Origin of the sequence: Mycobacterium sp. E802 (assembly GCF_001666875.1) — a bacterium.
Lineage (GTDB): Bacteria > Actinomycetota > Actinomycetes > Mycobacteriales > Mycobacteriaceae > Mycobacterium.
This window is the reverse complement of record NZ_LZJD01000113.1, coordinates 1-16,184: the sequence shown is the minus strand read 5'-3', so window position 1 is coordinate 16,184 and position 16,184 is coordinate 1. Positions and strand designations below refer to the sequence as shown.

The following is a 16,184-nucleotide window of genomic DNA, read 5'->3' as shown; positions in this document are numbered from 1 at the left end:
ATCATGTCTGTCCGGCGGGTTCCCGGCCCGAGGCCAATTCCTTGGCGTTGATCCGGCCCGCACCCCAACTCAACCCGGCGATCAGGATCAGCGTGCACACCAGGACCACCAAAGAAGCCACGTTGTACAACCAGGCCGGGTGATTCAGATTGCGTTCGCGCTGCAGAATCGTGATCTCCTGCACGAACTCTCGATCGCTGGTTGCCAGGGCCGGGGTCTCGGTGGCGCCGATCCCCGGGTCGGCGGGCAGGTAGATCGGAACCCCGGCCATGGTGGTGCCGTCTTGCACCCGCAGCAAGGTCTTCCAACTGCCGGACACCGGGATGGGTTGCGTCGAGCGGTAGTGCCCCGGCCCGACGTTCTCCAGCCGGTCGATCACCAGCCCGTGCTGGTTGGCCAGACCGCCCTGCCAGGCCAGGATCGACACCCACTCCGGGTTGTCGCCGACCAGGTCGCGCGGGGTGATCTGGACATCGGCCGAGACCATGCGCTGGCCGTCATGCTCGGGGAGGTCGGTCAATGTAATTGTGGCGCGGGCATTTTCCGGTACCTCGGTGCGTAGCCCGTTGGCCACGGCGCCACCGATCACCAGGACCGTGGCCACGACGATGGAGATGCCCGCCGCGGGCCGGGGCAGCGGTTGACCGTTGAGCACCAAGGCCAGCAGCGCGCCACACATCCCCATGGCGATGGCCACCGGGATCGCCATGGCCAACACCTCACCCCACATGCTGGTGGGCCACGGATAGTGATAGACCGCGCCGATCCACAACGATTCCAGCCACAGACCGAGGGTGGCCACACCGAGGCCGCCGACCGCGCCAAACAGGATGGGCCGCTTGACCAATGGGGTCAGGGCGATGAGCTCGACCACCAGCGCGGGGCCCAGATAGAGCGCGAACCAACTGGTCGGGGCGCCAAGGACCGGTCCGACGATGAAAGCGACCGCCCCGCGCAGCACGATGGCGAACGCGGCCCCGATCAAGGCGCCGCCCGGGCCGAGCACCAGCCGTGCGGCGACGGCGGCCAGCGCGGCCGCTGCCGCGATCATCATGGGCTGCAGCACCAACCGGAACTGCTCGACGCCGAAGTCGTATTCGATCTGGAACACCGAGAGCCCGATGAACAGACCGCCGAACGACAGGTAATAGAGGAACTTGTTGAACTTAGTGTCTTCTTCGGCGTCCGGGCCCATGGCCACCCGGCCTTCATGCTCGAGCAGCAGCACCGCGATCAGCGACAACCCGGCGCCCCCGATCAGCATCAAATGCGTTGGCCCCCAGAGCGTGACGTCCTGACCGAAGATGCGGTGCCAGATATCGTCGAGCGGGAAACCGATGAGCGCGTACAGCCCGCAGGCCGCCATCAACACGCCGCCCACCGGGGCGTACCAGCTGCGGGTGATCCGCAGGGCCGCCGGTCCCGGCTTGTCGTAGGGCAGGACGATGGCCATCGAGCCGGCGATGAACAGCAGGAACAGGCCGATCAGGATGAAGTAGTGCGCCGGGTTGGCCAGTGGGCCCGCATCGCGTCCCTTGCCGATGTGCAGGCTGACATCCCAGATGAAGCCGAACAGCGCGCAGATGATCGTCGCGGTGAACAGGAACACCTGCAGCGCCACCCATGGCGGCCGGTGGAATTTACGGCCCAACCGTTCGGCGAAGTTGTTCAGCCACGTGATGCGGCGGTTGCGGTGCAGGTAACCGATCCACAGCAGCGCTACCGTCACGATCATTGCGACCACCGACATGCCGATCACCTGGTCGAGCGCGGCGCCGCCGCCCTCGGTGCCTGCGGCCGCGGTGAGCGTGACCTCCGATGAGCCCATCATGACCTCCGGTCAGCTGACTGTGTTGGTCAGTGATGTTGCCAGAACCAGGCAGGCCGAAACAGACGTTCGCCGTCGACAAAGACATCGACCCGCTCGTCGAAGAAACACACCAGGTCGCGGATCGGTTCCGCCTCGATGAGTGGCTCGTGGTAGGCCCAGAACAGATCGGCCGGCCCACCCGGCAGCGAGTAGTACGTGGCGCGACCCTTGTACGCGCAGTACGTGACGGTGTCGCTCAACTGCAATGTGGTGACGTCCTCACGTGGCAGGTAATAGCGGGTGGGTAGCCCGGTCTCGAATAGCAATGTGGGACGGGAGGATTCGGCCAGAACCCGCCCGTCGATCTCGACCCGGATGCGCCGTCGGCTGCGTCGGATGTCGATTCGGTGGAACGGATCGTGGGGATGAGCGACGATCGGCTCGTCCTCCTCACGCCATTCGAACGTCGCGAAGTCCAGGATCAGATAACCGGCCAGATCGGCGTCGTCGGGCTGATAGGCGGCGGCTGCGCCGGTCTCCTCGCCCGCGATGACATCGAACGCCGTGCCCGGGCAGGTGTGCGCGGTGAACGGTATCGACGGATCGAGGAAGCCGGGGATCTCGTCGTCCCCGACGTCCCCGCCCGCCGGAACCAATTGTGCCGTCAGCGCCGAACGCGGCACGGCGTACGTCGGCACCACCCGCCGTGGCTCCCACACCAGGATCGCGTCGGTGGTGTCGGCCACGGGTTCGCCACCGAGGCAGACTCGAATTCGCTTGGGAGTGGCCTGATATCGCAGGGAGCCGAGCCGGCTGCCCAACAGATCGGCCATCTTCACCGCCATCGGGCCATTATCGACCCGGAAGGTGCTGCTGTCTGCTACTTGACGTCGACGTAGACCGTACGTTGGGTGACCGCACTCAAACTGTCGGTGCGGCTGTAGTGCGGTCCGGGCCGTACGGCCACCACGGCGGCCTGATCCAACGGTGTGGTGCCGAGGCGATTCACGATCACCGTGTATCCCTGGGACTGCAACTGCTTGATGGTCTGTTCGGCATTGCCGGATCCGCTGGGGGCGGCGCCGGCCGCCCCGGCCAACCCGATGACGGCGACCGCCAGACCGCCGAGAGTTGCGACGAGGATTCGTGACTTTCCGATATTTCTCACTGGATGTCCTCACTTCCGGGGTTCGCTACGCTGCGATATGTCGGTTGAAACCGGCAGCTCACAAGGTTTAGTTCCGATGGCAGGAATTGAGCGCCGAGATGACTGGATCTGTGTGAAACCAGGGAAACTGGCGGCGTTACGGCTGCGGCAGCGCGATGGGATCACGTGTGGCCCGACCGTCGCGGTGGTGGCCGGCGCGATGCTGGACCCGGCGTACCGGGCGGAGTTGCTGGCCCCCGACAGTGACACCTGGTTCGCCGCCGAGCAGGGCCGAATTCACGCTGTGGTCAACAGGATTTGGCCTCGGCGGCTCGGCACCACGCCCGCCGGCATGGCCCATGCGCTCAGCGCGCACAGTGCGAAACGGGGAGTGACATACCGCTGGCGCCACTTCCGCGGTGCCCGCGACCCGTTGTCGGACGTGCGCGCCGCAGTCACGCAGGGGTGGCCCGTGGCCATGCTCATCGGCGAGCGGGGCATCCCGCGGCACTGGGTGTTGCTCGTCGGCGAGGGCAGCGAGGTACTGGAATGCTACGAACCGTCGTCGGGCAAGGTGGTATCGGTCGATGTCGCGGCCGTTCGGGGTGCCAGGTTGACCGGGCTCGGTTTCCCCCGACCGTTCGCATTCGTGTTGCCCGACTAGCGTCAAGGCATGGCCCGAAAGTATGCGACCGCTGACACCGTAGGGATCGACGAACTGCTCGATTTCGTCCGGCCCGCGGCACCACATGGTGCTGACCACGTTCCGGGCCGACGGCTCGCTGCAGACCTCTCCCGTGACGGGCGGGGTGGACGAGCAGGGCCGCATCGTGATCGCCAGCTATCCGCAGCGGGCGAAGGCGGCCAATCTCCGTCGTACCCCGCGGGCGAGCGTCACCGTCCTGTCGGACGAGTTCAACGGGCCGTATGTGCAAGTGGACGGCGCCGCCGAGGTGATCGGCCTGCCCGAGGCGGTGGAGCCGCTGGTCGACTACTTCCGCGCGGTCGCCGGTGAGCACCCGGACTGGGACGAGTACCGACAGGCGATGGTCGACCAGGGCAAATGCCTGATCCGGATCACGCCTACCCACTGGGGTCCGGTCGCCACCGGGGGATTCCCGCCGGCCTGAGCGCTTACGCACGCGTTGCGTCCGCTAGCAGGTCAAACTATAGTCTGGACACATGTCCAGAGGGTTCGGGGTCGACGCGTGAGCGTGAATTCCCAGCTCAGCACGTCTCCGGCCGTCGGGTGATCTGATTATGCGTATCGCGTTGCTGTCCTATCGGAGCAAGACTCACTGCGGTGGCCAGGGCGTCTACGTGCGCTATCTGAGCCGCGGGCTGGCCGAACTCGGTCACGAGGTCGAGGTGTTCTCCGGTCAGCCCTATCCGGAGGGGCTGGACCCTCGGGTCAAGCTGACCAAGGTTCCGAGCCTGGACCTCTACCGCGAGCCCGACCCGTTCCGCGTGCCCAAGCCCAGCGAGATCCGCGACCGGATCGACGCTCTCGAGCTGGCCACGATGTGGAGCGCCGGGTTCCCCGAGCCTCGGACCTTCACCATGCGCGTCGCCCGCATCCTGGCCGAGCGCCGCGACGAGTTCGATGTGGTGCACGACAACCAGAGCCTGGGCTCGGCGCTGCTGAAGATCGCCGAGAGCGGTCTGCCGGTCGTGGCCACAGTGCACCACCCGATCACGCGGGACCGGGTCGTCGAGATCGCCGCCGCCAAGTGGTGGCGCAAGCCGCTGGTCCGGCGGTGGTACGGGTTCGCCGAGATGCAGAAGAAGGTCGCCCGCCAGATCCCCGAGCTGCTCACCGTGTCGTCGTCCTCGGCCGCCGACATCGCCGAGGACTTCGGGGTGACGCCGGATCAGCTGCACATCGTGCCGCTGGGCGTGGACACCGAACTGTTCAAGCCGGCCGAGCATCGGGTGAGCGGACGCATCATCGCGATCGCCAGCGCCGACGTGCCGCTCAAGGGAGTCAGCCATCTGCTGCATGCGGTGGCCCGGCTGCGAGTTTCGCGCGACCTCGACGTGCAGCTGGTGTCCAAGCTCGAACCGAACGGTCCGACCGAGAAACTCATTGCCGAGCTTGGTATTTCCGACATCGTGCACAGCTCCAGCGGCCTGAGCGACGAGGAGCTCGCCGCGCTGCTCGCCTCCGCCGAGGTGGCCTGCATCCCGTCGCTCTACGAAGGCTTTTCGCTGCCCGCCGTGGAGGCCATGGCCAGTGGCACCCCGATCGTGGCCAGCCGTGCGGGCGCCCTGCCCGAGGTGGTCGGCGACGACGGTTCCTGCGCCCGGTTGGTGCGCCCGGCCGACGTCGACGAGTTGACCACCGTGCTCGGTGAACTGCTCGACTCGCCGTCGGAACGACGCAAGCTCGGTGCCGCCGGACGGCAACGGGCACTCGATGTCTTCAGCTGGGAATCGGTTGCCGCACAGACGGTTTCGGTGTACGAGATGGCCCGTGCCAGGGCAGGAAAGGTGACGCGATGCTGACCGTCGATTTCGACCGTCTCGGTGTCGGACCGGGCACCAGCGTGATCGATGTCGGGTGCGGCGCGGGCCGGCACACCTTCGAGGCATACCGGCGCGGGGCCAACGTGATCGGCTTCGACCAGAGCGTGTCCGACCTCAACGACGTCGACACCATGCTGCAGGCCATGCGGGAAGCCGGCGAGGTGCCGTTGTCGGCCAAGGGCGAGGCCGTCAAGGGTGATGCGCTCGACCTCCCGTACGCCGACGCCAGCTTCGACTGCGTCATCGCGTCGGAGATCCTCGAGCACGTCCCCGAGGACGATCGGGCGATCGCGCAACTGGTGCGGGTCCTCAAACCCGGTGGCTCACTGGCCATCACGGTGCCGCGGTGGCTGCCCGAGAAGCTGTGCTGGCTGCTGTCGGACGAGTATCACGCCAACGAGGGCGGACACATCCGCATCTACAAGGCCGACGAGTTGCGCGACAAGGTGCTCGCGCACGGGCTCGAACTCACTCACACCCATCACGAGCATGCCCTGCACTCGCCGTACTGGTGGCTCAAATGTCTGGTCGGCACCGAGAAGAACGACCATCCCGCCGTCAAGGCGTACCACCAGTTGCTGGTGTGGGACATGATGGGGCGGCCCTGGCTGACCCGCACCGCCGAATCACTGTTGAACCCGGTGATCGGCAAGAGCGTCGCGCTCTACTTCCGCAAGCCGGAATCCAACGGGTAGGCGGTGCGCGGTGCGACTGCCTGAGATCCCCGGTGTGCCCGGAGTTCTGACCCCGCAAGACTGCTTGCAGACGGCGAAATCGATTGCCGCGACCCAGGAATCCTCAGGAGCCCTGCCGTGGTTCGACGGCGGGCATACCGACCCGTGGGATCACGTCGAGAACGCCATGGCGCTGACCGTGGCCGGGTTGATCGAGCCGGCCCGTGCGGCCTTCGACTGGTGCCGAACGGTGCAGCGCGCCGACGGGTCATGGCCGATCCAGCTGCGCAACGGGGTCGTCGAGGATGCCAACAGCGACAGCAACTTCTGCGCCTACGTGGCCACCGGCGTCTGGCACCACGTCCTGATCACGGGGGACCGGGCCTTCGCCGAGTGCATGTGGCCGGTGGTGACCCGGGCGCTGAATTTCGTGCTCGGCCTGCAGGCCCCCGGTGGTGAGATCTATTGGGCGGAAAGCCCTTCCGGCCCGGTGGAAGAGGCGTTGCTGACCGGCTGCGCCAGCGTGTACCACAGCATCCGCTGCGGGTTGGCCCTGGCGGAGTACCTCGATGATCCGCAGCCGGAATGGGAGGTCGCCGTCGGGCGCCTGGGCCACGCCATCGCCGATCATCCAGAGGCGTTCTCCGCCAAGGACACCCACGCCATGGAGTGGTACTACCCGGTGCTCGGCGGGGCGTTGCGCGACGATGCGGCCAAGGCCCGGATCGACGGGCGCTGGGGTGATTTCGTGGTGCCCGGCCTGGGTATCCGGTGCGTCGACCACCGGCCCTGGGTGACCGGCGCGGAGACCTGCGAGCTGGTGATGGCCCTGGACGCGATCGGTGACACCCGCCGGGCCAACGAGCAGTTCGCCGCCATGCAGCACCTGCGTGAGGACGACGGATCCTATTGGACCGGCCTGGTTTTCGCCGACGGTAAGCGCTGGCCCGAGGAGCGCACCACCTGGACCGGGGCGGCCATGATCCTGGCCGCCGACGCGTTGTCGCAGACCACCGCGGCCAGCGGCATCTTCCGGGGTGTCGGGCTGCCGCGTGGCCTTGAGGGTGAGTACGACTGCGAGTGTGTGGCAGGCCGTTAGTCGAGCACTCCCGGCTCGCCCGCGCTCCGCTGCAGCACCCGCATCGATCCCATCGCCATGACTTCGTCGAACGCACCGGTGGCCAGCGCCCGCTGGTAGATGTGGAACGGCGCCTGCCCGCCGTCGTTCGGATCGGGGAACACGTCGTGGATGACCAACGCGCCGCCCACCTCGACCCAGCGAGCCCAACCGTCGAAGTCCCGCTGCGCGGCCTCCTCGGTGTGCCCGCCGTCGATGAACAACAGCCGCAACGGCATTCGCCAGCCACGGGCCACCACGGGTGACTTACCGACGACGGCGACCACATGGTCGTCGAGGCCGGCGGCATCGAGCGTGTGGCGCATGGTGGGCAGCGTGTCGAACAGCCCGGTGACCGGATCAACCATGGTGGTGTCGTGGTATTCCCAGCCGACCTGATGCTCTTCGGAGCCGTGGTGATGATCGACGGTGTAGAGCACCGAGTCGGTCTCCTGGGCCGCCGCACCCAACATCACCGTCGACTTGCCGCAGTAGGTGCCGATCTCGACCCCGACGCCGCCACCGAGGTAGCGCACCCCGGCGTCATAGAGGGCTCGGCCCTCGTCGGCAGGCATGAAGCCGGTGACCTGCTCGGCGAGGGCGAACAGGCGCTCGGCGCGGGGCGGTAGGGCGGTGTCAGCGGAGCTCATGAATGCACAACCTACCGTTGCTGGCCACGGGCGGTTGTAGTAGCGTCCGGACACGTGTCCGATGCGGCCTTGGAATCGACGCGCCGCCGCCTGAGTGCACGGCAGGCTGACACCGTGGAGCGTCTCGGTCAGGCCGCGCTCCGACTGATCATCCGGGACGGGTTCGCCGGGCTGACCGTGCGTCGGGTTGCCGCCGAGGCCGGGGTCGGCGCGGCGACGGCATACACCTACTTCTCGTCGAAAGAACACCTCGTGGCGGAGGTGTTCTGGCGTCGACTCTCGGCTGCGCCGCCGGCCGCGCACGAGTCGGACGATCCGGCCACCCGCGTGGTCGAGGTACTGCAGCACATCGCGTCGCTGGTGGCCGATGAACCCGAGTTCGCCGGAGCGGTGACCAACGCGCTGCTCGGGAAGGACCCCGACGTGGAGGTGTTGCGGCAGCGGATCGGGGCGGATATCCGCACGCGGCTGGTCGTGGCGCTCGGCCCCGACGTTGATCTCGACGTCATCGAGGCCCTTGAGCTGCTCTACACGGGCACACTGGTCTGGGCGGGGATGGGATATGACCCCTACGCGGCCATCTCGAGGCGGCTGGAGAAGTCAGCTCGCTTGCTGCTCAGCTGAATTCGCCGCCATGATGGCCGTCGACGCGGCCACGGCGGGACCGTAGATCTCGTGGATGTCGCGGCCGTCCTCGACGATCAGAGCGGTCAGCTCACGTAACCCTCCGAGCAAGATGATGGCCATCGGCTCGGTGAGCTGCGGCAGACCGGCGCGCTGGAAGCCGACGCTGCCGCTGAGGTCGATCAGCAGGTCCGTCAGGGCGCGCAGGGCCTCGCGCTGCAGTGGGCGGGCCCGGCTGCCGAGCGCGGGAAGTTCCCGAATCCAACTCAACGTGATGGCCGGGGCGGCGGCGATGTGATCGACATAGGCGCCCACGGCCTGGCCGATCTGGTCGGTCCAGGATGCCTCGGGAACGACAGCGGCGCTGATCCGGTCGACCAGTGCGGCGTTGTTGGCGCGCAGCAGCTCGAGAAAACCATCCTCTTTCGTGCCGAACTGGTCGTAGAACGTGCGCTTGGAGGTACGGGCGTGGCGGACGATGTCGGCCACGGTGGTGTCTCGGTAGCCCTTGTCGGTGATCGCCGCGGCCAGCCCGTCGAGCAACCGCAGTCGGTAGGTCATCGCCTCTCACCCCCTTGCGTTGTCTGGTACCTGGGGGTACCGTACCTCACAACCGCTGGTACCGCTCGGTACCGCAACTGGCTGGAGATGGTATGACCGACCTCGTAGCTGCCGAGAAGACCCGAATCCCAGCGCCCGCGCGGGTGCCGAAACCATTGCAGGCCATCGGCTTTGCCGTCGCCAGGCGCTGGGTGGTCAAACAGATCGCACGCCGTCAGGGTGATGTGTTCAGCCTTCAGCTCCCGGTGTTCGGCCGCACGGTGATGATCGCCGATGCCCAGTTGGCCAAGCAGCTCTTCGCGGCCAACACCGACGACGTCGGCAATATCCAGCCCAATTTGAGCCGCATCCTGGGGTCCGGTTCGGTGTTCGCCCTCGACGGCACCGATCACCGTCGGCGGCGCAAATTGCTCACCCCACCGTTTCACGGCAAGAGCATCAAGAACTACGAGAAGATATTCGAAGAAGAGACGCTGCGGGAAACGGCCACCTGGCCCGACGGGCGACAGTTCGAGACGCTCGAACCGATGATGCGCATCACCCTCAACGCCATCCTGCGCGCGGTTTTCGGCGCCGACGGCGAACAGCTCGACGAATTGCGCCGCATCATCCCGCCCTGGGTCACCCTCGGTTCGCGGTTGGTGGTGTTGCCCACCCCGACCCGCACCTACGGACGGTTCAGTCCGTGGGGCCGATTGGCTCGATACCGCAAGCAGTACGACGACGTCATCGGCCGACTCATCGACAAGGTCGAGGCCGACCCGGATTTCGACCAGCGCGACGACATCCTGGCGCTGCTGTTGCGCAGCACGTACGAAGACGGATCGGCCATGTCCCGCAAAGACATCGGCGACGAGCTGTTGACCCTGCTGGCCGCCGGGCACGAGACGACGGCGTCGACCCTGGGCTGGGCCTTCGAACGGATCAGCCGGCACCCGCACGTGCTGGCCGAGCTGGAGGCCGAGGCGGCCACCGACGGCAATGAGTACCGCCAGGCCACCATCCTCGAAGTCCAACGCAACCGCACCGTCATCGACTTCGCCGGCCGCCACGTCTACGCACCGTCGATTCGACTGGGGGAGTGGGAAATTCCCCGCGGGTACTCCGTGATCGTGGCGATCTCCCAGATCCAGGAAGCGGCCAAGGATTTCCCGAATCCCGACCGGTTCGACCCCCAGCGATTCCTCGGCAACCGGCCGGGCCTCGGCTGGATCCCCTACGGCGGCGGCACCCGACGCTGCGTCGGAGCGGTGTTCGCCAACGTCGAGATGGATGTGGTGTTGCGAACGGTGTTGCGGCACTTCGCGATCGAAACCACCACCGCGCCGGGGGAGAAAGTGCACTCCCGCGGGGTGGCCTACACCCCGAAATCCGGCGGTCGCATCGTGGTGCGCCGGCGGCCCACCCCGCTGGAAGTCTGAGCGGCTACCCCGTGGTCTGCCGCTTGGGAAGCTTCCACCCCGCGCGCGGGAAGTGGCACGTGTACCCGTTCGGGTAGTGCACCAGGTAGTCCTGATGCTCGGGCTCGGCCTCCCAGAAATCACTCGCCGGCGTCACCTCGGTGACCACCTTGCCCGGCCACAAACCCGAAGCATCCACATCGGCGATGGTGTCCAGGGCGACGCGTTTCTGCTCGTCGTCGAGGTAGAAGATCGCCGACCGGTAGCTGGTGCCCACGTCGTTGCCCTGCCGGTCCTTGGTGGACGGGTCATGGATCTGGAAGAAGAACTCCAGCAGTGCTCGGAAGTCCGTCTCGGCCGGGTCGTAGACGATCTCGACCGCTTCGGCATGTCCCGGGTGATTGCGGTATGTCGGATGGTCGTTACGGCCGCCGGTGTACCCCACCCGGGTCGAGATCACGCCGGGTTGCTTGCGGATGAGGTCCTGCATGCCCCAGAAGCAGCCGCCGGCCAGGATCGCTGTCGAATAGTTGCCCATACGTCCCATTGTGCTCCGCGCCGACTTTCTCGGCAGAGTCCTCGACAAAGCCTGGTAGAACGTGTTCTAGTTTTGGGGTGACGAGCAGGTCCTTCAGCCGCGATGAACTCGCCGCCGCCTTCGAGACGTTCGAGCAGACCGTGGATCGCGCCGCGCAGACCAAGAACTGGGACATCTGGGCGGACCACTACACCGTCGACGTCGACTACATCGAGCACGCCGTGGGCACCATGAAGGGCCGCGAACAGGTGCGGCCGTGGATCTGGAAGACCATGACCACCTTTCCCGGCAGCTACATGACGGCGTTCCCGTCGCTGTGGTCGGTGATCGACGAGCCGACCGGCCGGATCATCTGCGAACTGGACAACCCCATGCGCGACCCGGGCGACGGCACCATCATCAGCGCCACCAACATCTCGATCCTGACCTACGCCGGCGACGGCCTCTGGTCACGTCAGGAAGACGTCTACAACCCACTGCGATTCGCCTCCGCGGCCCGCAAGTGGTGCCGCAAAGCCGCCGAACTCGGCACGCTCACCGACGAGGCCGAGGCGTGGATGCAGAAGTTTGGAGGCTGAGCACGTGAGCGCGAAGCTCGTCACCGGAGCCAACGGATTCCTGGGCTCGCACGTACTACGGCAACTGGTCGGTGCCGACGACGGTTCCGAGATCCGGGCCATGGTGCGGCCGGGTGCCAACACGAGCGGGATCGACGACCTCGACGTCAGGCGGTTCGAGGGCGACGTCTTCGACACCGCGGCGCTGCGTGCGGCGATGACCGGCTGCGACGTCGTCTACCACTGCGTCGTCGACGCCCGCGGGTGGCTGCGCGACCCGGCACCGCTGTTCCGCACCAACGTCGAGGGCACCCGCAACGTCCTGGAGGTGACCGCCGGCGTCACGGGTCTACGCAAGTTCGTCTACACCAGCAGCTATGTCACCGTCGGACGGAAGCGGGGCAAGCGGTCGACCGAAGCCGATGTCGTCGATATCGCGAAGGTGACCCCGTACGTGCGCTCGCGGGTACAGGCCGAGGAATTGGTGCTGCACTACGCGCGTGAGCGCGGCCTGCCGGCCGTGGCGATGTGCGTCTCCACGACCTACGGCAGTGGCGACTGGGGTCGCACCCCGCACGGCGCGATCATCGCCGGCGCGGCGTTCGGCAAACTGCCGTTCGTGATGAGCGGCATCCACCTGGAGGCCGTCGGTATCGACGATGCGGCCAGGGCGCTGTTGTTGGCTGCCGACCGCGGCATACCCGGTGAGCGCTACCTGATTTCCGAGAAGATGATCAGCAACGCGGAGGTGGCCCGGCTGGCCGCCGAGGCCGCCGGCGTCGCGCCGCCGCAGCGCTCGATCCCGCTGCCGGTGTCCTACCTGCTGGCCGCCGCCGGCACGCTCAAGGGCGCATTGCGCGGCACCGACGAACGGCTCTCACTGGAATCCCTGCGGCTCATGCGGGCCGAAGCCGAACTCGACCATTCCAAGGCCGTGCGTGAACTCGGTTGGCAGCCAAGGCCGGTGGAGGAGTCGATCGCCGAGGCGGCGAAGTTCTGGGTCGGCCTGCGTGCGGCCAAACGCGCACAGCGGGGCAGCTGAACACCACGCCGTGCAGCGTTAAGCCACTGGGCGGCAAGCCCATTGCGGCCTAGCCTGGCGATATGACCGACAAGCTGAAAGTCGACCTCTCCGGTGCGCCGCAGACCATGCTGGCGACCTTTTACGCCAAGGCCCTCGACGCCGGGATGCCGAATCCGATCCTGGGCGACCGGCTGGCCAAGCAGATCGCCGATCGCATCGACTACGACTGGAGCCGCACCTCGATCACCGAGGCGACGTCACCGTCGGTGACCACCCGCAGCGCCCACTTCGACCGGTGGACCCGGCAGTTTCTGGCGGTGCACCCGGAAGCAGTGGTGCTGCATCTGGGCTGTGGACTGGACGGCCGGTTCTTCCGGTTGCAACCCGAGCCCGGTGTCGAGTGGTACGACGTCGACTATCCCGACGTCGCGCACCTACGCGAGCAGCTCTACCCCTCGGCCGAGCACTATCACGTCGTCGCCGCGTCGGTGACCGACCCGGCCTGGCTGCGGGACATCCCCGCCGACCGGCCGACGTTGATGCTCGGCGAAGGTCTCACGATGTACCTCACCGAAGCCGACGGAGTTGCCCTGCTGCGTCGTATTGTCGACGGATTCCCTTCTGGGGAACTGCAATTCGATGCCTTTAATACTCTGGGTGTCAAGTCCCAGTGGAGCAACACCGTGGTCCGGCGATCCGGGGCGAAACTCCACTGGGCGATCAACAGTGCCGAGGACATCCTGCGGGCAGTACCGGGCACGCGGTTACTGGCCCGCACATCGCCTTTCGACGATCCGGTGTTCAACACGCTGCCCTGGTACTACCGACTGATGCTCGCGGTGATGAAACCCGTTCCGGTGTTGCGGTACATGGCGCAGTATCACCGCTACGCGTTCTGACGCTCAGTCCCTCAAATCACCGACCGCTGTGGCGCACGGTGTTGTCCGCCTTCGGCACCATCGGCTTGGGATGGATCTGATCCAACCAGTCCAGGTGGTCCACACCGGAAGAGATGGTGACGGTGCTGGGGGCTGCGACATGAGCGGGCTCGGCGGCCTGGGCCGGTCCGGCCAGACCCAGGACGGCTGCGCTCAGTCCGCTTGCGGCGATGACGGCGAATCCGAACTTCTTCATATCCCTGCTTCTTCCTGTCTTGACCGGCGTCGGTTCTGGTGACCTTCGTGCCGGTATGACTGTCCAAACCGACTGGCCGGCCCGGCCATTTCCGGTGGCAGAAATTGAACCCCGATTGGCAGAAAGAAATATGTTCTGGGATATGCCCTGGCAGAATCCTGCGGTGCCCAAGACGGTGAACGGCAAGGTGTCCCACTGGTTCGACGAAATACCCGCGCCCCGCGCGGCCCTTCCCGGCGACCGCGACGCCGACGTGTGCATCGTCGGCGCCGGCTACACCGGATTGTGGACGGCCTATTACCTGGCCCAGGCCGAGCCATCGCTACGGATCACCGTGCTGGAGGCCCGTTTCGCGGGCTTCGGCGCCTCCGGTCGCAACGGCGGCTGGCTGTCCGGCCTGGCTCCCGGCGACCGGCACCGAATGGCCTCGCAGCATGGGAGGGAGCCGGTGCTGGCCTGGCAACGGGCACTGAACGACGCTGTCGATGAGGTCATCACGGTGGCGGACCGCGAAGGCATCGACGCCGGTGCGGTCAAGGGCGGGACCATGGAGATCGCGCGCAATCCCGCCCAGGCCGCCAGGCTGGCGGCTGCGGTGGCCGAAGAACGATCCTGGGGGCTGGATGTCACCGAGCTGACGAAAACCGAAGCAGCCGAACGTATTCGGTTCGACGGACTGGTTTCGGCTTACCACACCCCGCACTGTGCCCGCATTCAACCGGCCCGGCTCGTCCGCGGGCTGGCCGAAGCCGTCGAGCGGCTTGGTGTAACGATCTACGAGGACACCCCGGTCACGGCGATCGCCGGTGCGGTGTCCTCTTCGCGCGAGCGCTCATCGACGGCGTGCGCCGTCACCACCCGCGGTACGGTGCGGGCGCCGATCGTGCTGCGGGCCACTGAGGGGTTCACTCCTTCGCTTGCCCGGTTCCGCCGGACCTGGCTGCCGATGAACAGCTCGATGATCGCCACCGAACCGATCCCGGCGGCGCTGTGGGATGAAATCGGTTGGCACGGAAGGGAAACTGTGGGCGACAGCGCACACGGGTTCTTCTACGCGCAACGCACTGTCGATGACCGCATCGCGATCGGGGGTCGTAGCGTTCCCTACCGTTTCGCCTCACGCACCGACATCGACGGTCAGGTTCCGGCCCGCACCATCCGTCTGCTCACCGGCGTGCTGCACTCGATCCTGCCGCAGGTGCGCGATGTGCCGATCGCCCACGGGTGGTGCGGGGTTCTGGCCGTCCCACGGGACTGGCAGGCGGGCGTCTCGCTGGACCGGGCCAGCGGGCTGGGTTGGGCGGGCGGATACGTCGGACACGGGGTCACCGCAACCAATCTGGCCGGCCGCACCCTGGCCGATCTTGTGCTCGGGCGCGACACCCCGATCACCGAGCTGCCGTGGGTCGGTCACCGATCACGCAACTGGGAACCCGAACCGCTGCGCTGGCTCGGCGTGCGTGGCCTTTACGTCGCCTACCGACTGGCCGACCGACACGAGGCGCGGGGACGGGCGACGACGTCGCCGATCGCCCGTTTCGCCGACGTCATCACCCGCAAACCGCACTGACGTCGTTCGCCGATGTGCTGAGAAAGCGCTGTGGTTGTCGGTCGGTGGTGGCATAATCGAACATGTGTTCGATACTGATTCCGATGCCGCTCTCATCGACGCGATGAGCGCGGCGGCGCGGGCAGAATCCGCGGCGATCGCCGCGCGGCTGGCCGCCATCGGTGCGTTGGACACCCGCCGCGAACACGAACTGGCCGAGACGGTGTACTGGCGCACCGACCCGTTCGAAGCGGTCGCCGCCGAAATCTCGGCAGCGTTGAACATCAGCCGCCACCGCGCCGGTGAACAGATCCGCCACGCCCGCGTGTTGCGTGACCGGCTTCCCCAGGTGGCGGCCCTGTTCGCCTCCGGGGCCATCGACATGCGCATGGTGTTGGCCATCATCAACCGCACCGACACCGTCGACCCCACCGCCTGGGCCGCTGTCGACGAAGCCCTGGCCGCCCGCGCCGGAACCTGGATGCGGTTATCGAAACGCAAACTGCGTGACCGCATCGATCAATGGGTGGCCCGGCTGGACCCCAATGGTGAGCGCGTACCCCCGCAGATCGATGAGGGCCGGCATTTCAGCGTCGAGGCCGGCACCATCCCGGGCATGGCCACGGTGTGGGGCAATCTACGGGTCGGGGATGCCGCCGCCCTCGATCAACGCCTCGACGCCCTGGCCGCCACCGTCTGCCCTGATGATCCCCGCACACTGGATCAGCGCCGTGCTGATGCCGCCGGGGCGTTGGCCCGACTGCAAGACCACCTGCCGTGCCTGTGCCGCACCCCAGACTGCCCGGCAGCAGGCACCCGGGCTGCTGCCGATGCCGCGGTGGTGCACCTGCTGGCTGAGCAAGCCACCCTCGA

18 protein-coding genes and 1 pseudogene are annotated in these 16,184 nt (G+C 66.9%); 12 read left to right on the top strand and 7 right to left on the bottom strand.

What is annotated here, in order from left to right:
* Window position 1: 1 nt before the first annotated feature.
* Genes A5699_RS17115 through A5699_RS17105 form a run of 3 tightly spaced genes read right to left on the bottom strand, consistent with a single transcriptional unit; the run spans window position 2 to window position 2,969 of the window.
* Window positions 2-1,828 (bottom strand): hypothetical protein, encoded by a 1,827-nt coding sequence (locus A5699_RS17115; protein ID WP_067771270.1) that lies wholly within the window; start codon window positions 1,826-1,828, stop codon window positions 2-4.
* A 29-nt stretch (window positions 1,829-1,857) separates the two neighbouring features.
* The gene (locus A5699_RS17110) at window positions 1,858-2,655 is read right to left on the bottom strand and encodes a DUF427 domain-containing protein (protein ID WP_067771252.1); all 798 of its coding nucleotides are present in this window, start codon (window positions 2,653-2,655) and stop codon (window positions 1,858-1,860) included.
* 35 nt (window positions 2,656-2,690) lie between these two features.
* Window positions 2,691-2,969 (bottom strand): hypothetical protein, encoded by a 279-nt coding sequence (locus A5699_RS17105; RefSeq protein WP_157561308.1) that lies wholly within the window; start codon window positions 2,967-2,969, stop codon window positions 2,691-2,693.
* Between the two features lie 85 nt (window positions 2,970-3,054).
* On the opposite strand from A5699_RS17105, the gene A5699_RS17100 reads away from it, so the two are divergent.
* The 5 genes and pseudogenes from A5699_RS17100 (at window position 3,055) to A5699_RS17080 (ending at window position 7,256) form a co-directional block, all read left to right on the top strand.
* Window positions 3,055-3,621, top strand: a complete 567-nt coding sequence (locus tag A5699_RS17100) for a hypothetical protein (protein WP_369806714.1) — start codon at window positions 3,055-3,057, stop codon at window positions 3,619-3,621.
* Between the two features lie 9 nt (window positions 3,622-3,630).
* Window positions 3,631-4,087, top strand: a pseudogene (locus A5699_RS17095) (PPOX class F420-dependent oxidoreductase).
* Between the two features lie 130 nt (window positions 4,088-4,217).
* A complete protein-coding gene (locus A5699_RS17090) occupies window positions 4,218-5,462 on the top strand; it encodes a glycosyltransferase family 4 protein (RefSeq protein WP_067771247.1) in 1,245 nt (414 codons plus the stop codon).
* Entirely contained in the window at window positions 5,456-6,178 is a 723-nt protein-coding gene (locus tag A5699_RS17085; RefSeq protein WP_067771245.1) for a class I SAM-dependent methyltransferase, read from the top strand. The genes A5699_RS17090 and A5699_RS17085 overlap by 7 nt, the downstream gene beginning before the upstream one ends.
* 10 nt (window positions 6,179-6,188) lie before the next feature.
* Complete coding sequence (locus tag A5699_RS17080) at window positions 6,189-7,256, top strand: prenyltransferase (protein WP_197508319.1); 1,068 nt, start codon at window positions 6,189-6,191, stop codon at window positions 7,254-7,256.
* Here A5699_RS17080 and A5699_RS17075 read toward each other — a convergent pair.
* Window positions 7,253-7,924, bottom strand: coding sequence for a class I SAM-dependent methyltransferase (locus A5699_RS17075; protein WP_067771243.1), 672 nt, complete (start codon window positions 7,922-7,924; stop codon window positions 7,253-7,255). The genes A5699_RS17080 and A5699_RS17075 overlap by 4 nt on opposite strands.
* 54 nt (window positions 7,925-7,978) lie before the next feature.
* Here A5699_RS17075 and A5699_RS17070 point away from each other — a divergent pair, with 54 nt between their 5' ends.
* The gene (locus A5699_RS17070; RefSeq protein ID WP_067771242.1) at window positions 7,979-8,548 is read left to right on the top strand and encodes a TetR/AcrR family transcriptional regulator; all 570 of its coding nucleotides are present in this window, start codon (window positions 7,979-7,981) and stop codon (window positions 8,546-8,548) included.
* Here the strand turns inward: A5699_RS17070 and A5699_RS17065 are convergent.
* Window positions 8,525-9,109 carry a TetR/AcrR family transcriptional regulator gene (locus tag A5699_RS17065; protein WP_067771241.1) on the bottom strand — a complete coding sequence of 195 codons (585 nt, stop codon included), beginning with the start codon at window positions 9,107-9,109 and terminating at the stop codon, window positions 8,525-8,527. The two genes, A5699_RS17070 and A5699_RS17065, sit on opposite strands and share 24 nt — an antisense overlap.
* Before the next feature lie 92 nt (window positions 9,110-9,201).
* On the opposite strand from A5699_RS17065, the gene A5699_RS17060 reads away from it, so the two are divergent.
* Window positions 9,202-10,530, top strand: a complete 1,329-nt coding sequence (locus A5699_RS17060) for a cytochrome P450 (RefSeq protein WP_067771239.1) — start codon at window positions 9,202-9,204, stop codon at window positions 10,528-10,530.
* A gap of 4 nt (window positions 10,531-10,534) precedes the next feature.
* Here A5699_RS17060 and msrA read toward each other — a convergent pair whose 3' ends face one another.
* Window positions 10,535-11,047, bottom strand: a complete 513-nt coding sequence (gene msrA / locus A5699_RS17055; protein ID WP_067771238.1) for a peptide-methionine (S)-S-oxide reductase MsrA — start codon at window positions 11,045-11,047, stop codon at window positions 10,535-10,537.
* A 77-nt stretch (window positions 11,048-11,124) separates the two neighbouring features.
* Here msrA and A5699_RS17050 point away from each other — a divergent pair, with 77 nt between their 5' ends.
* The 3 genes from A5699_RS17050 to A5699_RS17040 all read left to right on the top strand — a co-directional run bounded on the left by A5699_RS17050 (window position 11,125) and on the right by A5699_RS17040 (window position 13,527).
* The gene (locus A5699_RS17050) at window positions 11,125-11,625 is read left to right on the top strand and encodes a polyketide cyclase (RefSeq protein WP_067771236.1); all 501 of its coding nucleotides are present in this window, start codon (window positions 11,125-11,127) and stop codon (window positions 11,623-11,625) included.
* A gap of 4 nt (window positions 11,626-11,629) precedes the next feature.
* Window positions 11,630-12,646 (top strand): NAD-dependent epimerase/dehydratase family protein, encoded by a 1,017-nt coding sequence (locus tag A5699_RS17045; protein ID WP_067771267.1) that lies wholly within the window; start codon window positions 11,630-11,632, stop codon window positions 12,644-12,646.
* A gap of 62 nt (window positions 12,647-12,708) precedes the next feature.
* On the top strand, window positions 12,709-13,527 hold the full coding sequence (locus tag A5699_RS17040; protein ID WP_067771235.1) for a class I SAM-dependent methyltransferase: 819 nt from the start codon (window positions 12,709-12,711) through the stop codon (window positions 13,525-13,527).
* A 16-nt stretch (window positions 13,528-13,543) separates the two neighbouring features.
* On the opposite strand, the gene A5699_RS17035 is transcribed toward A5699_RS17040, so the two are convergent.
* The gene (locus A5699_RS17035; RefSeq protein WP_067771233.1) at window positions 13,544-13,762 is read right to left on the bottom strand and encodes a hypothetical protein; all 219 of its coding nucleotides are present in this window, start codon (window positions 13,760-13,762) and stop codon (window positions 13,544-13,546) included.
* 142 nt (window positions 13,763-13,904) lie between these two features.
* On the opposite strand from A5699_RS17035, the gene A5699_RS17030 reads away from it, so the two are divergent.
* Together A5699_RS17030 and A5699_RS17025 are read left to right on the top strand one after the other, a co-directional pair.
* On the top strand, window positions 13,905-15,332 hold the full coding sequence (locus A5699_RS17030; protein WP_067771266.1) for an FAD-binding oxidoreductase: 1,428 nt from the start codon (window positions 13,905-13,907) through the stop codon (window positions 15,330-15,332).
* 64 nt (window positions 15,333-15,396) lie between these two features.
* Window positions 15,397-16,184, top strand: a 788-nt coding sequence (locus A5699_RS17025) for a DUF222 domain-containing protein (RefSeq protein ID WP_157561168.1), incomplete at its 3' end; no start/stop codon positions are given.